This is a genomic window from Nonlabens sp. SY33080 (genome assembly GCF_011784885.1).
Classification (GTDB): Bacteria; Bacteroidota; Bacteroidia; order Flavobacteriales; family Flavobacteriaceae; genus Nonlabens; species Nonlabens tegetincola.
This window is the reverse complement of record NZ_CP050461.1, coordinates 310,116-327,282: the sequence shown is the minus strand read 5'-3', so window position 1 is coordinate 327,282 and position 17,167 is coordinate 310,116. Positions and strand designations below refer to the sequence as shown.

The 17,167-nt window shown below is 34.6% G+C and carries 14 protein-coding genes; 9 read left to right on the top strand and 5 right to left on the bottom strand.

The window, feature by feature from the left end:
- The first annotated feature begins 23 nt into the window (after window positions 1–23).
- The gene (locus tag HCN53_RS01475) at window positions 24–4,415 is read left to right on the top strand and encodes a translocation/assembly module TamB domain-containing protein (protein WP_240919376.1); all 4,392 of its coding nucleotides are present in this window, start codon (window positions 24–26) and stop codon (window positions 4,413–4,415) included.
- On the opposite strand, the gene HCN53_RS01470 is transcribed toward HCN53_RS01475, so the two are convergent.
- The 3 genes from HCN53_RS01470 to recF are packed head-to-tail and all read right to left on the bottom strand — an operon-like array spanning window position 4,416 to window position 6,194.
- The gene (locus tag HCN53_RS01470; protein ID WP_042278422.1) at window positions 4,416–4,715 is read right to left on the bottom strand and encodes a DUF721 domain-containing protein; all 300 of its coding nucleotides are present in this window, start codon (window positions 4,713–4,715) and stop codon (window positions 4,416–4,418) included.
- Window positions 4,705–5,118 (bottom strand): lipocalin family protein, encoded by a 414-nt coding sequence (locus HCN53_RS01465; protein WP_085774462.1) that lies wholly within the window; start codon window positions 5,116–5,118, stop codon window positions 4,705–4,707. Before HCN53_RS01465 ends, HCN53_RS01470 begins: the two co-directional genes overlap by 11 nt.
- Window positions 5,115–6,194, bottom strand: coding sequence for a DNA replication/repair protein RecF (gene recF / locus HCN53_RS01460; RefSeq protein ID WP_105018948.1), 1,080 nt, complete (start codon window positions 6,192–6,194; stop codon window positions 5,115–5,117). The genes HCN53_RS01465 and recF overlap by 4 nt, the downstream gene beginning before the upstream one ends.
- Window positions 6,195–6,449: 255 nt before the next feature.
- Here recF and HCN53_RS01455 point away from each other — a divergent pair, with 255 nt between their 5' ends.
- The 3 genes from HCN53_RS01455 (at window position 6,450) to HCN53_RS01445 (ending at window position 8,447) form a co-directional block, all read left to right on the top strand.
- On the top strand, window positions 6,450–7,250 hold the full coding sequence (locus HCN53_RS01455) for a tetratricopeptide repeat protein (RefSeq protein ID WP_042278420.1): 801 nt from the start codon (window positions 6,450–6,452) through the stop codon (window positions 7,248–7,250).
- Window positions 7,251–7,367: 117 nt separating this feature from the next.
- Window positions 7,368–7,889 carry a 6,7-dimethyl-8-ribityllumazine synthase gene (ribH, locus tag HCN53_RS01450; RefSeq protein WP_105018725.1) on the top strand — a complete coding sequence of 174 codons (522 nt, stop codon included), beginning with the start codon at window positions 7,368–7,370 and terminating at the stop codon, window positions 7,887–7,889.
- Between the two features lie 6 nt (window positions 7,890–7,895).
- The gene (locus HCN53_RS01445; RefSeq protein WP_105018724.1) at window positions 7,896–8,447 is read left to right on the top strand and encodes a GRAM domain-containing protein; all 552 of its coding nucleotides are present in this window, start codon (window positions 7,896–7,898) and stop codon (window positions 8,445–8,447) included.
- A 19-nt stretch (window positions 8,448–8,466) separates the two neighbouring features.
- Here the strand turns inward: HCN53_RS01445 and HCN53_RS01440 are convergent, their stop codons facing one another.
- Window positions 8,467–8,655: a hypothetical protein gene (locus tag HCN53_RS01440; RefSeq protein WP_105018723.1), complete on the bottom strand. Its 189-nt coding sequence runs from the start codon at window positions 8,653–8,655 to the stop codon at window positions 8,467–8,469.
- Window positions 8,648–8,839 carry a hypothetical protein gene (locus tag HCN53_RS01435; protein ID WP_042278414.1) on the bottom strand — a complete coding sequence of 64 codons (192 nt, stop codon included), beginning with the start codon at window positions 8,837–8,839 and terminating at the stop codon, window positions 8,648–8,650. The genes HCN53_RS01440 and HCN53_RS01435 overlap by 8 nt, the downstream gene beginning before the upstream one ends.
- 70 nt (window positions 8,840–8,909) lie before the next feature.
- Between HCN53_RS01435 and HCN53_RS01430 the strand changes: the two genes are divergently transcribed.
- From HCN53_RS01430 to HCN53_RS01410, 5 genes are all read left to right on the top strand, one after another.
- On the top strand, window positions 8,910–10,013 hold the full coding sequence (locus HCN53_RS01430) for a DUF3810 domain-containing protein (RefSeq protein ID WP_206063929.1): 1,104 nt from the start codon (window positions 8,910–8,912) through the stop codon (window positions 10,011–10,013).
- 82 nt (window positions 10,014–10,095) lie between these two features.
- A complete protein-coding gene (locus tag HCN53_RS01425) occupies window positions 10,096–13,053 on the top strand; it encodes an amidohydrolase family protein (protein WP_167341765.1) in 2,958 nt (985 codons plus the stop codon).
- A 10-nt stretch (window positions 13,054–13,063) separates the two neighbouring features.
- Window positions 13,064–14,371 (top strand): amidohydrolase family protein, encoded by a 1,308-nt coding sequence (locus HCN53_RS01420; RefSeq protein WP_240919375.1) that lies wholly within the window; start codon window positions 13,064–13,066, stop codon window positions 14,369–14,371.
- A gap of 71 nt (window positions 14,372–14,442) precedes the next feature.
- Entirely contained in the window at window positions 14,443–15,777 is a 1,335-nt protein-coding gene (locus tag HCN53_RS01415; protein ID WP_167341763.1) for a M28 family metallopeptidase, read from the top strand.
- Between the two features lie 297 nt (window positions 15,778–16,074).
- Window positions 16,075–17,121 carry a COX15/CtaA family protein gene (locus tag HCN53_RS01410; protein WP_167341762.1) on the top strand — a complete coding sequence of 349 codons (1,047 nt, stop codon included), beginning with the start codon at window positions 16,075–16,077 and terminating at the stop codon, window positions 17,119–17,121.
- Window positions 17,122–17,167 lie beyond the last annotated feature (46 nt).

The window sequence follows — 17,167 nt, the reverse complement described above, 5'->3', positions numbered from 1 at the left end:
TGCTTATTTTACTCCTACTATTTTTGGTAGTAGTTATAGTATTTAGTATTCCTAGTGTTCAAACCTCAACCGCGCAGTACTTAACTAACTCTTTAAATGAGGATTATGATATTAATCTAGATGTCAAAAGAGTTCAAATCACGTATGACGGCAATGTGGCTCTTAAAGAAGTTTTGAGTCTAGATCATCGTGGTGACACCTTATTTTTTATCAACAGATTGGAGAGTTCTATTTTGAGTTTAGGGAATTTACTTGATGGGCAACCTAACCTTGGTTCCACCTCTTTAGATGGTGTGGTTTTCAATTTGAAAAGGTATAAGGGTGAAGAGGACGATAACCTGCAAATATTTATTGAAAAGCTTTCTGACAGTACATCTACAGCAAGCAGTAAATTCGTACTAACTACAGGTGATCTTGAAATTACAAATTCAGATATTAAAATAATAGATGAAAATTTAAGGTATCCAGAATCATTTATAGCTACCAATTTTAATGCTACTGCTGCTTCTTTAACCATTGATGGATCCGACATTATTGTGCCTATTGAGTCGTCTAATTTTGACATGTATAATGGTGCAATGACTGAAATAAACGGTACAAAATATTTAAAAATAACTGACCTCATTGCCGACTTAACGTATACTCCACAGAATATATCGGTCCCTAACCTTTCTATAAAAACTGAAAACTCTACTCTTAAAGGTGATCTACAACTTACCTATGACAGAAAAGACTTTGTTGATTTTGTCAATAAAGTAAATTGGGATTTTAGGATAAGTGAAGGTGATTTTGACACTAACGATTTAAGAAGGTTCTATAACGAGATAACACCAAATGAAAGGGTAACCATATCTGGCAATTTGACTGGTGTTTTAAATGATTTTAAAGTTGATAATTTAAAAGTACAAACCCTTGATGAAATAGTTATAGAAGGTGATATGCATTTTAAAAACCTCATTGAAAATGAGGAAAACTTTTTTATTGAAGGTGATTTTGAAAATCTGCAAGTTTCAAAAAGTAGCCTAGAGAAGTTTTTGCCTAATATTCTTAACGGAAAAATGCCTAAAGAGCTTAATAGTCTAGGTATCGTAAAGGCTAAAGGGTATGCTAGTGTAAATGCAAACACTGTTGTTTCTAACCTAACAGGAACTACTCGTAAAGGTAATTTTGATACTCAATTAACCTTGACTGAAATACAATCAGATCAAATAGGTTATAATGGTAATATAATTTTAAAATCTGTTAATCTAGGCGAATTATTAGGTGTAGCTTCCTTAGGTAAAACTACACTTAACCTCGATGTGAATGGACGTGGTTTTAATCCTAATAATGCAAACAGTCAACTTAAAGGAAGTATTAGTAGGTTTGAATTCAATGGTTACACTTACAGAAATATTAGAGTTAACGGTAGCTTAAAGAAACCTTTGTTCAATGGTGAGCTCGTTGTCAACGACCCTAATTTGAAACTTACATTTGATGGACTGGCAGACTTTTCTGACGACATAAATACTTATGACTTCACTGCCAATATTGAAAAAGCAGATTTGAATGCCATTAATTTATTCACTCGTGATTCAATAGCCATTCTACAGGGAAATGTTGCTATGAAAATGAAGGGTACTAACCTTGACGACGCAGCAGGAACTATTGAATTTAAAAATACTTCGTATACAAATCCTAATAAAAAATTCTTCTTTGAAGACTTTTTAATCACCTCTTATTTTAAGGAAGAAGAACGATTTATTACCATTAATAGTACAGATATTATTGAAGGTGAACTATCGGGTAAATTTATAATTGAGGAAATTCCTGAGTTATTTAAGAATAGTATAGGTAATGTATACACAAATTATAAATCAGAAAGTATAACTCAAGATCAATATTTGAAATATGAATTCAAAATATATGATAAAATCGTTGATCTTGTTTTTCCGTTTTTAGATTTTGGTGAAAACACGATTCTAAAGGGCGAGGTGGCTAGTAATGAAGCTGAGTTCCGAATGAACTTTAGAACTCCAGAAGTACAAGTTTATGACATGAAATTGGACGATGTGAACGTTCAAGTTAATAATCAAAACCCTCTTTTTAATACATATATTAAAGTTGAAAACTTTAAAAATGGTATTTATGATATAGACGATTTCCAGCTCATTAATGTTACTAGACAAGACACTTTGCTATTTAGAACAGAGTTTGTAGGGTCCGACGATAATAGTGAAAAATTCAACTTAAGTTTCTATCATACAGTTAACAGTGACAATAATTCGGTAATAGGAGTTCGTAAAAGCGACATCAATTTTAGAGGAAAGGAATGGTTGCTCAACAAAAAGCAGGAGAATGTTCAATTAGTTTTTGATCATGACTTTAAGGACTTCAAATTGGATACGATAGTAGCTCAACATAAAAAAGAGAAAGTTGTTGTTTCTGGAAACATGAATGGAACTCAAGATAAAGATCTCTTTTTAGATTTTGAAAACGTAAGACTTTCTAGTTTACTTAAACCTATTGATAGCTTAAGTATGAAAGGTAAATTAGACGGCTATCTATCGGTTTCACAAAAAGATGGAAATTATGCACCAGTATCTGATTTTACGGTGACTGATTTAAACGTAAATGAAACACCATTAGGAGATTTTGCATTAGAAGTTAAAGGAAACGATGCCCTTACCGCCTATAACGTCAATGCTCAACTTAAAAATAAAAACGACAAATCTTTTCAGGCTAAAGGAACCATAGACACAAGTGGAAAATACAGCACCATAAACGTAGACACTTATTTTAATGATTTCAACTTAATAGCGCTCAGTCCACTAGGTGGTATTGTATTAGATAACATGAGAGGTTTTGCAAGTGGCGAAGTTGCCATTACAGGTAGATTAGTCGAACCTGATCTTGACGGTGAATTATTATTAAAAAATGCAGGTTTAAGAGTTCCTTATCTAAATACAGACTTTGATTTTGGTGAAGAGGAAGAAATTACTATAACAACTGGCAGTTTTGATTTTAACACAGTAGAACTTACAGATACTAAATACGGAACAACAGGTGAGTTAACTGGCGAAATACGACATAAAAACTTTGGTTTCTGGGAATTGGATTTAGCTCTTGCTTCTGATAGGTTATTAGTTCTAAATACGGAACTCACACCTGACGCTCTGTATTACGGTACAGCATTTATCAATGGTGATGCAACCATTAAAGGCCCTGCAGAATCTCTAGTAATCGATGTTGTAGCTACTACTGGTGCTGGCACTGTATTTAAAATACCTATAGATGATGGTGAATCTTTAGGAGATACAAGCGCGATTTATTTTTTAAGCCCAGAAGAAAAAGAAGCTAGACTTAATGGAGAAGATGTGGCTATAAACGATGTAGACGGTCTAGAACTCAATTTTGATTTAAATATTACTCCTGAAGCTGAGGTTGAAATTACCGTAGATCCTACTAACGGTAGTTATCTTAAAGGTAGCGGTGCAGGAAATTTATTATTAGAGATCAATACAAATGGTAAATTTATTATGAATGGTGACTTTATTGTTACCGATGGTATTTACAATTTCAAATATGCAGGTATCGTAAATAAGAACTTTATCATTCAACCTGGTGGTACAATCGACTGGAATGGTGATCCATTCAATGCAAATATTGATGTTAAAGCCACCTATTATACCAATGCAAACCCATCAATCCTATTAGATAATCCTAACCTTAATGCCCAAATCCCAGTAGAAGTTGTTACAGAATTACAAGGTGATTTAACTTATTTTGATCCAGAATTTGACATACAATTTCCTAGCGCCGGCAGTGTAGTAAGTTCCGAGCTTCAATATCGTTTACAAGATAAAGCACAACGTCAATTACAGGCACTATCCCTAGTTGCAACTGGTTCCTTTTACAATCCAAATAGTATTGGGCAAAATGCTGTAACAGGAAACGTAGTAGAAAGTGTTACGGGAATTGTAAATGATTTGGTGAATAGAGAAGACAGTAAGCTACAATTTGGTGTGAATTACGAGGCGTCAGAACGTAATCCAAATTCTGATTTACAAAGATCCGATCGATTCGGTATAACCTTAAGTACACAGATCAATGACCGTGTACTTATAAACGGGAAATTAGGGGTTCCAGTTGGTAACACATCATCTACAGAACGTACGGTGATAGGAAATGTACAAATTGAATTTTTACTTAATGACGACGGCTCATTAAGATTAAAACTATTTAATAGAGAAAACACTTTACAGCAATTAGGTCAACAAGAGGACTTTACCCAAGGAATTGGATTACAATATTCGGTGGATTTTGATAGCTTAAAAGAACTCTATAATAAGATTTTCAAAAAACAACTTGCACTAGAGAACAAAAAGAAAGCACGTCGCGAAGAAGAGGAAGAAACAGTAGTTAATTTTAAATAATTACCTCAATATAATTTTCTGGATGAGCTCCTTTCCTAAATGCTCATTTAGATTTTCTACAATTTTTGATCTTCCGTAAAGCAATTCCTGTCTAAGTACAGAAGAAGATAGAGAAACTAATAAAGTTCCGTTATCAAACTTTACATGAGTGGTATAGTTTGAAATTCCAGGACCCATTACTTGTTCCCAGGCTTTATTAACGTCAACTTTATCAAAACCTTTTTGTAGGTTATTTTCAGTCTTAAAATTTTTTAAGACCTCTTTCATATCTACAAAATCTTCTTTTTTATTATTCCTCATTAGACGTATATCGTTTGTATGAATAAATAGTACCGTTTTCGTGCTTCAGTTCTAGATCGGTAGTTGTCACTTCTTCAACACTTTGCTGGTAAGAATTATCTCCTTCCTTAAAAATAAGAATTAGTTCATCTTCGTTTTCTTGCCATTTAAAGTACACCGGACTGCCATAATTTACAAAACCACCATCGTAAGTAGGGCTCACTCTGTGTTTTACACCGTTAAGACCTTCTACTTCAAAATGATCCATATGGTTAGAAAAAGGGAATTCCTTCTCACTACCATCGGGTAAAGTAACCGTATCGATATTCCAATAACCATCTAGTAATTCAAGTTTTTTATCACTATCACTACTACATGAAATAAATAATAAGCTAGCTATTAACAGTACTATTCTTAGTTTCATAATTCAAAGATCTTATAAGATTGATCAGTAGTTTTAATAACAGCTTCAGTCCTATCTGTGTGCGTATCACTTATAAAAATTTGACCAAATCTATCGTCATTTACCATATTGATGAGCTGACTCACGCGGTTTTCATCTAATTTATCAAAAATATCATCCAATAACAAAATAGGAGTTACACCACTACGTTCTTTGATGAATTGAAATTGGGCCAACTTTAAAGCTGTCAAAAAGCTTTTTTGTTGTCCTTGACTACCATATTTTTTTATAGGATAATCTTGCAAAGTAAAAATTAAATCATCCTTATGCACACCTACACTAGTGTATTGTAAATGCATGTCCTTTTGCTGTGCTTGTGTAAAGAGCTGTGCCGCATCAGTATTATGAAGGTCCGATTTATAATGAATCGTAACATCTTCACTACTACTCGAAATTTGAGCATAAAAATCTTTAAATATTGGTAAGAACTGCTCTAAAAAATCAACCCTTGTTAAGTGAATTTCTTTGACTAAAGGAATCAATTGCTCGTCATAAACTTGTAAAGCTGCACTGTCAAATTTTCTATTGGCTGCAAAATACTTGAGCAACGCATTACGTTGTTGAATAAGCTTGTTGTACTTTATTAAACTATTGAAATAGACCGAGTTTTCTAGGGATATCACACTATCCAGAAATTTACGTCTAGTATCACTGCCTTCGGTAATCAAATCCCTATCAGCAGGTGATATAATCACCACAGGGATTAAACCTATGTGCTCACTTAATTTGTCGTAAATCTTACCATTGCGTTTAACTACCTTTTTGTTTCCTCGTTTGGCGCTTACAGTAATTTTTTCTACTTGTTCATTTTTGAGAAATTCACCGCTTATAACAAAAAACTCTTCGCCATGCTTAATGTTTTGAACCGTTATTGGATTGAAATAACTTTTTGTAAGTGCTAGGTGATATATAGCATCAAGCACATTAGTCTTACCTATTCCATTATTACCAACAAAACAATTGATGCGTTCATCCAGATCAAAATCTGCCGCTTCAAAACTTTTATAGTTTATAAGATGTAAGTTAGTTAAATGCATGATTTTTAGACTCATTAGAGATATTAACACCTGTTATAAACAAGAATAACAATAACTTATTATTGGATATTCTTATTAGATTAAGTTCGCTTTCGCGAAAGCGAAAACACCACAAACAAAGCATTAATTATATCATAGATCTTAACAGAAATCTATTTCCTGCAAATGTAATTGATGCAGGTGTTAACAATAAAGCTTTCACACGTTTTTATAATTGCAGAATTGTTATATTTTTGCGCGTTTAACAATCAAATTATGGCAACGTATAATAAGCGCGGATATAAACCTAAAACGAAGAAAGAAAAGATTGATAATGAAGTTGAAGAAATCTTTGACGAGAGTGAATCTACTACTGCCGAAGTTTTTAGTACCCTAGATGAAGGTGCGAGTAAAACTGAAGAATGGGTAAGTAAAAATCAAAATATCATTTTTGCTATTGTTGGTGTAGCTGCTCTTGTAGCATTAGGATACTGGGCTTACAACAATTTTGTTATGGCGCCTAAAGCCGATGAAGCTATCGTTGAAAGTAAAGAGGCTGACAAGTACTTTGACCTAGCAATGAACTCAACTAGCACTCAAGAAAAAGACTCGCTATTCATGCTTTCTATAGAAGGTGTAAATGGTAAATACGGATATGCCAAAATAGCTGAAGAATACGCTGGTACTGATGCTGCAAACATAGCTAACTATAAAGCGGGAATGGCTTACCTGAACATAGGTGGTGACAAATATCAAAAAGCTATCGATTATTTATCTGAATACGATGGTAACGGTTCCGTACTTGCATCTCTTGCTAAGGCTGGTATAGCAGATGCTCTAGTACAAGCTAATCAAGCAGAACAAGCTATTCCTTACTACCTAGAGGCTGCAGAAATAGAATCAAATGAATTTACATCACCTAAGTACTTATTAAAAGCTGCACAGGCTGCTCTACAAGCAGGAGATAATAGTACAGCAGTTGATGCATTAGAAAAAATTGAATCAGAATTCCCAGAGTCTGATGAAAAAACTACAGCACAAGTTTTATTAGCTCAAGCTAGAGCTTCAAAAAACTAGTGTATTTTAAACTACCTAAAGGCCGTCGCAGAACACTTTTCTACGACGGCTTTTTTAGTTAATTTAACTAAGTAACTATCAAACCGACTGTATTTTTACCGTCACAAAATTGTAACCATGGCAACAGCAGGAAAAAACCTTTCAGAATACAATAAAAATGAACTACCAGATTCTAGTGAACTGCGAGTAGGGATTGTAGTAAGTGAATGGAACGATGATATTACCGAAAATCTATTTAAAGGTGCGTATGAAACACTCCTAGATTGCGGCGTGGATGAAGAGCGTATTTTCAGAATGAATGTCCCTGGTTCATTTGAACTTATTTACGGTTGTTCTCAAATGCAAAAGAGCACCTATCCTATGAAAGAACGCAATCTAAAAAAGCAATTGGATGTTATTATTGCTATAGGTAGTGTAATTCGTGGTGAAACAGCTCATTTTGATTTTGTATGTCAAGGAGTGACGCAAGGAATAAAAGATTTAAATTTAAATAGCACTAATATCCCTGTAGTTTTTTGTGTGCTTACAGATGATACTCACGAGCAATCTGTTGCTCGCAGCGGTGGCGTTCACGGCAATAAAGGGTCTGAAGCGGCAGTGGTAGCGATTAAAATGGGTAACCTGAAAATGAGTATATAACTCTATATGGCGATTAAGGAGATAGGAATAAAATACAAAGCAAACTGGAAAGTTAGACTAGTTACCTTTTTATTCACCTCGATTACTTACGGTGGTATTATGGCGCTCATGACATATTACATGGATAAAGATTTATTCACGTGGCAATACGTTTTATTTAACGCCTTTTTTTTTGCTCTGTTCTTCACTTTTGTATTTCCTACAATCATGATAAAAATGGGAAAAGGCTGGAACAAAAAGTCTCAACCTACTCTTGAACATGAAGAAGAAATTATAGCCCAAGGTCCAGCAAACTTTAAGAAAAAATATGAGATGGTTGGTGGAAAGCTTTTGATAACCAACCTAGGTTTGATTTTTAAAAGTCATAAATTAAATTTTCAAGCTGGTCAACATAATATTCGGTTTTCTAACATTCTTAATATAGAACCAACTCACAAGTTTAGATGGATTAAAAATCAATTTATAGTTCATACCCAGGATAAACAATATCTATTTACTGTAAATGATCGCGAGGAATGGATAAAAGAAATTGAATATCACTTACGCAAATCTAAATAATCTGAATAAGTACCATTAATTATTCTGGTTTTTTAAAATTTCTATTGAGCATTATTAATTGATAAATACCCATAAGAACTAGAAATCCGGCTAGCACTATTTGATAAGTAGGTAGTTCAACGCCGTCAATAAAATGCTGGTATAGCTTATAACCACCTATACCAATGAAGGCTAGGTTAAGAAACAAGGTGTAGTTCTTTTTATTCATTTTTTGTAAAAGCTGAATAGGCCAAGAATAGACCGTAGATGATAAAAATAGCAGAAAATGCTAAACGCCATGTTGGAATATTTTGATCATAGAAAAAATAATCTACCAAGCGCCATGAACCAAATCCCACGAATAGTATCGCTAATAATATTCCAATTTTGGGGTTTCTTTTACGCTGTGTCATAACTTGAATTTAATGCTAAAATAAACAATTAAAAGCCAGCTTACCTAGGAATAGTTTACTTTAGTACCAGATGAAAGTCAAAGCAAAAATTCTATTATATAGCGTCATACTCGTTGGCCAGTTTATGGTATTTTTCGGGTTAAAATATGCAAATGATTTTATCGAGGTTTATTACAGCAACGGTATCTATCCCTTTATAGCAGATGCTATGCGCATAGGACTAGGCTGGATTCCCTTTTCCTTTGGTGATTTTATTTATTCATTACTTATCCTTTTGCTTATAAAATGGATCATTAAGTTGATAACCAAAAGTCTTTATTTAATTAAGAATAAGAATTCAGTAAACAATCCGATTCTTAAAAGAAAAATAGGAAAACAAGTTGCAAAGATCTTAATAACGCTCAATGTTATTATTTTTTATTTTCATATGGCTTGGGGTTTTAATTACTATCGATTACCCATGCACGAAATACTGGAAATTGAAGAAGATTATTCTACAGAGCAGTTACTCGAGGTGACTAAAGATTTCATTGAGCTTAGCAATAATTTACACGAATCAATCCAAGACAACGATTCTCTAAAAGTAGATTTTGGAAACGACCAAATGGTTTGGATGAATATGGCTCCTATGGCTTTTGAGAATTACCACCTCAATAATACTAGGATAAAGTATTCAAACGTAAGTTTGAAAAAATCATTGCTCACAGTACCACTTACTTATATGGGTTACAGTGGTTATTTAAATCCATTAACAGGAGAAGCTCAAATTAATGGCTGGATAAACGCATACAAAACTCCAGTACTATGCTTGCATGAAATGGCTCATCAACTAGGGTTTGCCAAAGAAAACGAAGCAAATTTTATAGCTATTGATGCTGGATTAAAACATCCTGATCGTCATTTTCAATATAGTGCTAGTTTATACGCCCTTAAATTTTGTTTGAATGATTTGTACTTACGAGACCCTGAAAAGTATGCTGTGATAGCTAAAGAAATTAAACCAGGTATTTTCAAAAACTATCAAGAATTAAGAGATTTTTGGAAACCATATCAAGATGGATTGGTGGAAAAGGTTTCACATTCTGTCTATGATTCCTATTTAAAAGTTAATAATCAACCTAAAGGAATTGACACCTACAATTATGTAGTTGCATTACTAGTGAATTACTACTAGTAGTTTTAACTTTTATTTAGCAACGGCTCAACTATCTTTAAGCCTTAACAAAAATTTATATCATAATAATCAGTCTTAAAAGATGAAAAAAATTCTTTTCCTTTTCTTCTTGTGGTGTTTTATCGGGCATTCACAGGAATATTTCCCTAACAACGATGATATAAGCGCTGTAAATAATGTTTCAAGAGCAATTACAAACGCTACTGTTCACACAGGAACAGGTGATGTCATCAAAAATGCAACTATTCTTATTAAAGATGGTAAAATTCAAAGCATAGGTAAAAATGTATCCATACCTAAGGATGCCGTTATAGAAGATGCAAATGGGAATCATATTTATCCTTCATTTGTCGAAGCATATGGTGATTTTTCTATGAAAAAACCAAGCCGAGCGGAACGCAGTCGCTCACAACAATATGATGAAGGTCGTAAAGGATACTATTGGAATGATCACATAAGAGCAGAACAAAATGCTATTGATTATTTCAAGTACGATGAAAAGGCTGCCAAAAAGCTTTTAGAAGCTGGTTATGGAACAGTACAAACCCACTTACATGATGGTATTGCTCGTGGTACTGGAATGTTAGTTGCCTTAAATAATAATGGTGATGATGGTAATCGAATTTTGCGTGGAGAAAATGCAGAGCATTTTTCTCTAGATCGTAGTGTTCAAACTAATCAAGCCTACCCTACTTCACTTATGGGAACCCTTGCCTTACTTAGACAGGCTCATTTTGATGCAAATTGGTATGAAAAAGGAAACTCAAACACTCGAGATCTCTCTTTAGAGGCACTCATAAAAAACAAGAACCTTATTCAAATAATTGAAGCTGGTGATAAAAAAAATATTTTAAGAGTTGATAAAGTAGGTGATTTAGTTGGAAAACAATTTGTAATTGTAGGTGGTGAAGATGCTTATGAAATGATAGGTGAGATTAAAAACACAAACGCATCTCTTATCGTTCCTATAAATTTTCCTGACGCTTATGACGTTTCAAATCCTTATCAAGAGTGGTACGTAAGCCTGGGAGATATGAGAGAATGGAAACAGTCGCCTGCAAATCTTAAAGTGCTTAAAGAAAACAACATCACATTCTCAGTAACAGCACATGGTCTTAAGGATGTTAAAAAACTTCATGAGAATATACGTCAAGCAATGGAGTATGGTTTAAGTGAAGAGGATATCCTACAAGCCCTTACTTTAACACCAGCCCGTATACTAAAAGCTGATGATCTTGTAGGTTCTCTAGAAAAAGGAAAACTTGCAAATTTCATCATGACCTCTGGTCCCTTGTTTGATAAGGAAACTAAAATATTTGAAAATTGGGTGCAAGGATCAAAACACATCATTAAAAATCGTCATACGCCAGACGTAGATGGAACCTACACGACCACCTTGAATGGTGATGAATACAAGATTGTTGTTTCAGGAGATGGTAAAAAGGCCACTATTAAAATCGATACCTTAAAATTAGGTAGTAAATCAAGTTTTGATGGACAATGGCTTAATTTGATGATGACTCAAAAAGAGAGTGATGATAAAAGCTATTCACGTATAGTGGTACAACCCGATGGTAAAGATCTTACGGGAACTGTACATTTACCTAGTGGTGATACCTTGCCTGTTACTCTTGTAGCATCTTCTACTGAAGAAAAAGAAGAAGACCAAGAAAAAGAAGAAGACAATAAGGATAAAGAAGTTAAAAGTTTAGGTGCACTCACCTACCCTAACCTAGCATATGGAGCTTCTCAAAGACCACAGCAAGAAACAATTCTATATCGTAATGCTACAGTTTGGACAAACGAGGATGATGGTATATTAAAAAATACCGATGTACTTGTAAAAGATGGTAAAATTGCAAAAATTGGAACAAATTTAAATGCAGGAAGAGCACGTGTAATTGATGCAACAGGTAAACACCTTACTAGTGGTATTATCGATGAACACAGTCATATTGCTATAGACAATGGAGTTAATGAAGCTGGTCACAATAGCACTGCCGAGGTTACTATTGAGGATGTAGTAGATCATGAAGATATAAATCTATATAGAGACCTAGCTGGTGGAGTTACCACCATGCAACTATTACATGGTAGTGCAAATCCTATAGGTGGTCGTAGCGCTATTATTAAACCTAAATGGGGTTATCCTGCCGATGAAATGATCTTAGAAAACTCACCAAAGTTCATCAAATTTGCATTAGGTGAAAACGTTAAACAATCTCGTTATCAAAACGGTACAAGATTTCCACAAAGTCGTATGGGTGTTGAACAAGTCTTTGAAGATTACTTCACAAGAGCAAGAGAATACGAAAAAACTAAAGGAACAGATTCATTTAGATACGACGAGGAAATGGAAGTAATGCTAGAAATTTTGAATAAAGAGCGATTTATTTCATGTCATTCCTACGTACAAAGCGAGATTAATATGCTTATGAAATTAGCCGAACGTCACGGATTTAGAGTAAATACTTTTACCCATATTCTAGAAGGTTATAAAGTAGCAGATAAAATGGCCGAGCACGGTGTAGGTGGTTCAACCTTTAGTGACTGGTGGGCTTACAAATATGAAGTAAACGACGCTATACCGTACAACGGTGCGATCATGCATTCTCAAGGAGTTGTTACAGCTTTTAATTCAGACGATGCAGAAATGTCACGTAGATTAAATCAAGAAGCAGCCAAAGCCGTTAAATATGGGAATGTAAATGAGGAAGATGCTTGGAAGTTTGTTACCCTAAACCCTGCAAAACTTTTACATATTGACGACCGTACAGGAAGTATCAAAGTAGGTAAAGATGCCGACTTGGTACTTTGGAACGATCATCCTATGAGTGTAACAGCGAGTGCAGATTATACTATGATTGATGGTATTATTTTCTTTAGCAAGGAAAATGATTTACGCTTTCGCGAAAGCATAAAAAAAGAAAGACAACAACTCGTAAACGAGATGATAGAAGCAAAAAATAAGGGAATGAAAACGCAAACCCCTAAAAAGCGAGAAAAAGAATTGTATGAATGTGAAACCATTAACTGGTAAATTGAATAAAATGAAAAACTTAGTGATAGCTTTTTGTGCTCTTTTTACCGTAGCGGTGAGTGCACAACAAACTCCGGCAAGCATAAAAAAATCCTTTACTATTATGAACGCAACTGCTCATATAGGTAATGGTGATGTAATTGAAAATTCTGTTATTATCGTTGATAAAGGTGTGATAACAGCCGTAGCAGATGCACGTGTAGTGCGTATCGATCCTGTAGGTGAGGTAATCGAGGCTAGCGGTATGCACGTCTATCCAGGAATTATAGCCATGAATAGTACTCTAGGACTTGTTGAAGTAGATGCAGTAAAAGCCAGTGTCGATCAACGTGAAATAGGTGTGTACAATCCACACATACGCAGTATAATAGCTTACAATGCGGAAAGTCGAGTAGTCGAATCAATGAGACCTAATGGAGTTTTAATAGCTCAAGTAGTGCCTCGTGGTGGAAGAATTTCTGGTCAATCCAGTGTAGTACAATTAGACGCTTGGAATTGGGAAGATGCGGTCATATCAATGGACGAAGGTATCCATGTAAACTGGCCTAGTAGTTTTAGTAGATCAGGTAGCTGGTACAACCCTGGTCCAATTGAACCTAATAAGAAATATGACGAAAACATCATTGAATTACAAGACTTTTTTAACGATGCTGTGGCACACAATATGACTCAAGACAATGAATCAAACTTAAAGTTTGAAGCCATGAGAGAAGAGTTAAATGGAAATGGAAGGTTCTATTTTCACGTGAACGGTGAAAAATCAATACGAGATGTCGTTACTTTTATAAAAAAGAACAACATTAAGAAACCAGTTTTAGTTGGAGCTCAAGGAGCGCAAAATGTGACAGATCTTCTTAAACAGAATAACATTCCTGTGCTTGCAGGTAGAGTTCACGATTTACCAGCACGTGAAGATTCAGACTATGATATGCCTTATAAATTCCCATATTTACTTGCTAAAGCTGGTGTAACCGTTGCACTTGAAAATTCTGGTGACATGGAACGTCATCAAACGCGTAATTTTCCATTCTACGCAGGAACTGTTGCTGGTTATGGTATGGATAAAGAACAAGCCCTTAAAATGATCACACTTACTCCTGCTCAAATTCTAGGAATTGATAAAGAGTACGGTAGTCTAGAAGAAGGTAAAAGTGCAACGCTATTTATTTCAAAAGGCGACGCTCTAGACATGAGAGGAAATCAACTTACAAGAGCCTTTATTGATGGAAGAGATATCTCTTTGAATTCTCATCAAACCGAATTATACGAGCGTTACATGAAAAAATTTGGTGAAAAACCACAACGTACCAATCAGTAACTATTAATCTAACTCAAAACCCTTATTCTCAATTAAACATTTAGGAATAAGGGTTTTTAATTTTTAACCATATGCGATACATAATAATAGCTTTATTAGGACTTTATGCCACTGCGCAAGTACCTAGTGACCACCAACAAGATTTATATTCAATCATTGATGAAGTAAGTGAAAAACGTATTGAGAACGATGTTAAAAAATTAGCAGGTTTTGGAACTAGAAACACGTTTTCTGATACATTGAGTAATACACGTGGTATAGGTGCTGCAAGAAGATGGATAAAAGCCGAATTTGATAAGATATCTGCAGAATGCGGTGGATGTCTAGAAGTATTTTATCAAAGAGATTATGTTACTAAAGAAATGGGTAGTCGCGTACCAAAAGACGCTTGGGTTGTAAACGTTGTTGCTATTCAAAGAGGTACATCACAGCCTAATAATTTTGTGATTATGAGCGGTGATATTGATTCAAGAACAAGTGATACTATGGACTTCACAACCGACGCTCCAGGTGCTAATGACAATGCGAGCGGAATGGCAGGAACAATTGAGGCTGCACGAGTACTAAGCAAACGAAAGTTTGCAAACAGCATCGTTTATGTTGGCCTTAGCGGAGAAGAACAAGGGTTATTTGGTGGTGCAGGGCTTGCACGATATGCCAAGGATAATGATTGGAATGTTTTAGGAATTCTTAATAATGACATGATAGGCAATATTAAAGGTGTAGATGGTGTCATAGATAATAGAAGTTTCAGGATTTTTAGTGAACCTACCAACGTTACAGATGATGAGAGAACTAAACGTTTAAGAAGATTTTATGGAGGTGAAGTCGACGGACATTCTAGACAGCTTGCTAGGTATATTCATAATTCCGTTAAAAGTTATATGCCCGAAATGAATCCTATGATGATCTATAGACTGGATAGGTTTGGACGTGGTGGACACCATAGACCCTTTAATGACTTAGGTTTTCCAGGAATTAGGATTATGGAAGCTCATGAGAACTACACACAGCAACATCAAGATATTAGAACTGAGAATGGAATTGAATATGGCGATGTTGTAAAACATGTGAACTTTCCATATGCCAAAAAATTAACCGCAGTAAACGCTATCAACCTTGCGCAACTAGCTTGGGCTCCTGCTCCACCAAAAACCGTGAAAATTGGTGGAATGGTTGAAGCTAGTGCTAGATTAGAATGGAGTAAAGTCCCTAATGCGGTTGGTTATAAAATATATTGGAGAGACACCACAAGTCCTACATGGGACCACAGTCGATTTGTAGGAAACACCAATAACCATACTTTGGAAGGTATTGTTATTGATAATTATTACTTTGGTGTTGCAGCTGTTGCTGCCGATGGAACAGAAAGTATAGTTGTCTTTCCTAATGAAGTAAGTAGATAATTGTTAATCAAATGAGTAATAAACACACTCAATTAATCGTAAAAACAAGTATTTTAACAAAAATCCGCTAGAAATCTACAAAAATCCTAGAGGAAAAATTATTTTAGAAGGCAAAATATTTTTTTGATTTTGTAGGGGAAATCATTTTTTTTGCATTAATATCCATGATGGGGAATGGATATGAAAAATGGAGCTCGTGCTCCATTTTTTTTGTAAGAACTTCCAAGTAAATAGACTTCTTAAATAAAATACTTCAGCTTAATTCTTGTGAAGTATTTTTGTGCTAGGAATTTCTTTATGAAAAATATCTTCACCGAAAAAACATATCGCAAGTGGTTACGATTAAGTATTGTCGTAATATACCTCATAATCGTGGCTGGCGCAGTAGTTAGAATGACTGGATCTGGAATGGGATGTCCAGATTGGCCTAAATGCTTCGGATATTTAATACCACCTACTGAGCGAGCTCAACTAGATTTTCAACCGTTGACCTCATACGAAGAAGGAATGGTCATTATCGTTGATGAAAGTTTAAGGGTTGCAAAGAAAGATTTTACTTCATCAAATTCTTACAATGCCAATAATTGGGAACCTTACACAAAACACGATTATAGTATATTTAATAAGTATCATACTTGGACAGAATATATCAATAGGTTAATAGGCGCATTAGGTGGACTAGTAGTATTGATAGCAACTATTATTTCTTTTCAGTTTTTCAGAAAAAAGAAATACATCACCATCCTAACAGCCGTTGCCTTATTAGCTATGCTTGTACAAGCCGTTATCGGAAAAATAGTAGTGGACACCAACCTATCACCACTACTCATAACCATACATATGATAGTGGCATTACTTATTGTAGGATTGCTTATATATTTATTGCACGAAGTGCAGCCAGTAGATAACAGATATGCGCATAAGGGTAAATGGCATCAATTCGCTTTGGTGCTTATCGTTCTCACATTAATTCAAGTAGCACTAGGAACACAAGTAAGGCAGTACATCGATCATCAAATAGATATTTTTGGTTATCCTGTAAAAAGTACCTGGCTAGAAAATAATGCACCGTTAGTATTTTTAATACACAGGAGTTATTCCATTTTATTAGTACTACTACATGGATATTTTATTTATAAAGCAGTACGTTTTTACAAACATCCTCGTAATTATTACTACTGGCTAGCTGTCCTTTTTATTTTAACTATTATTGGTGGAGTATTAATGAATTACGTTGACTTCCCATTTGGCTCACAGGCATCACATTTAGTGCTAGCATCTATTATTTTAGGAGTGCAATTTTATCTTTGGATGCGTCTAAGAACCGTTCATTATCGTTCATAATTTATGACGTTAAAATCTTAAGGATACATGTAAATAATTTTATCTT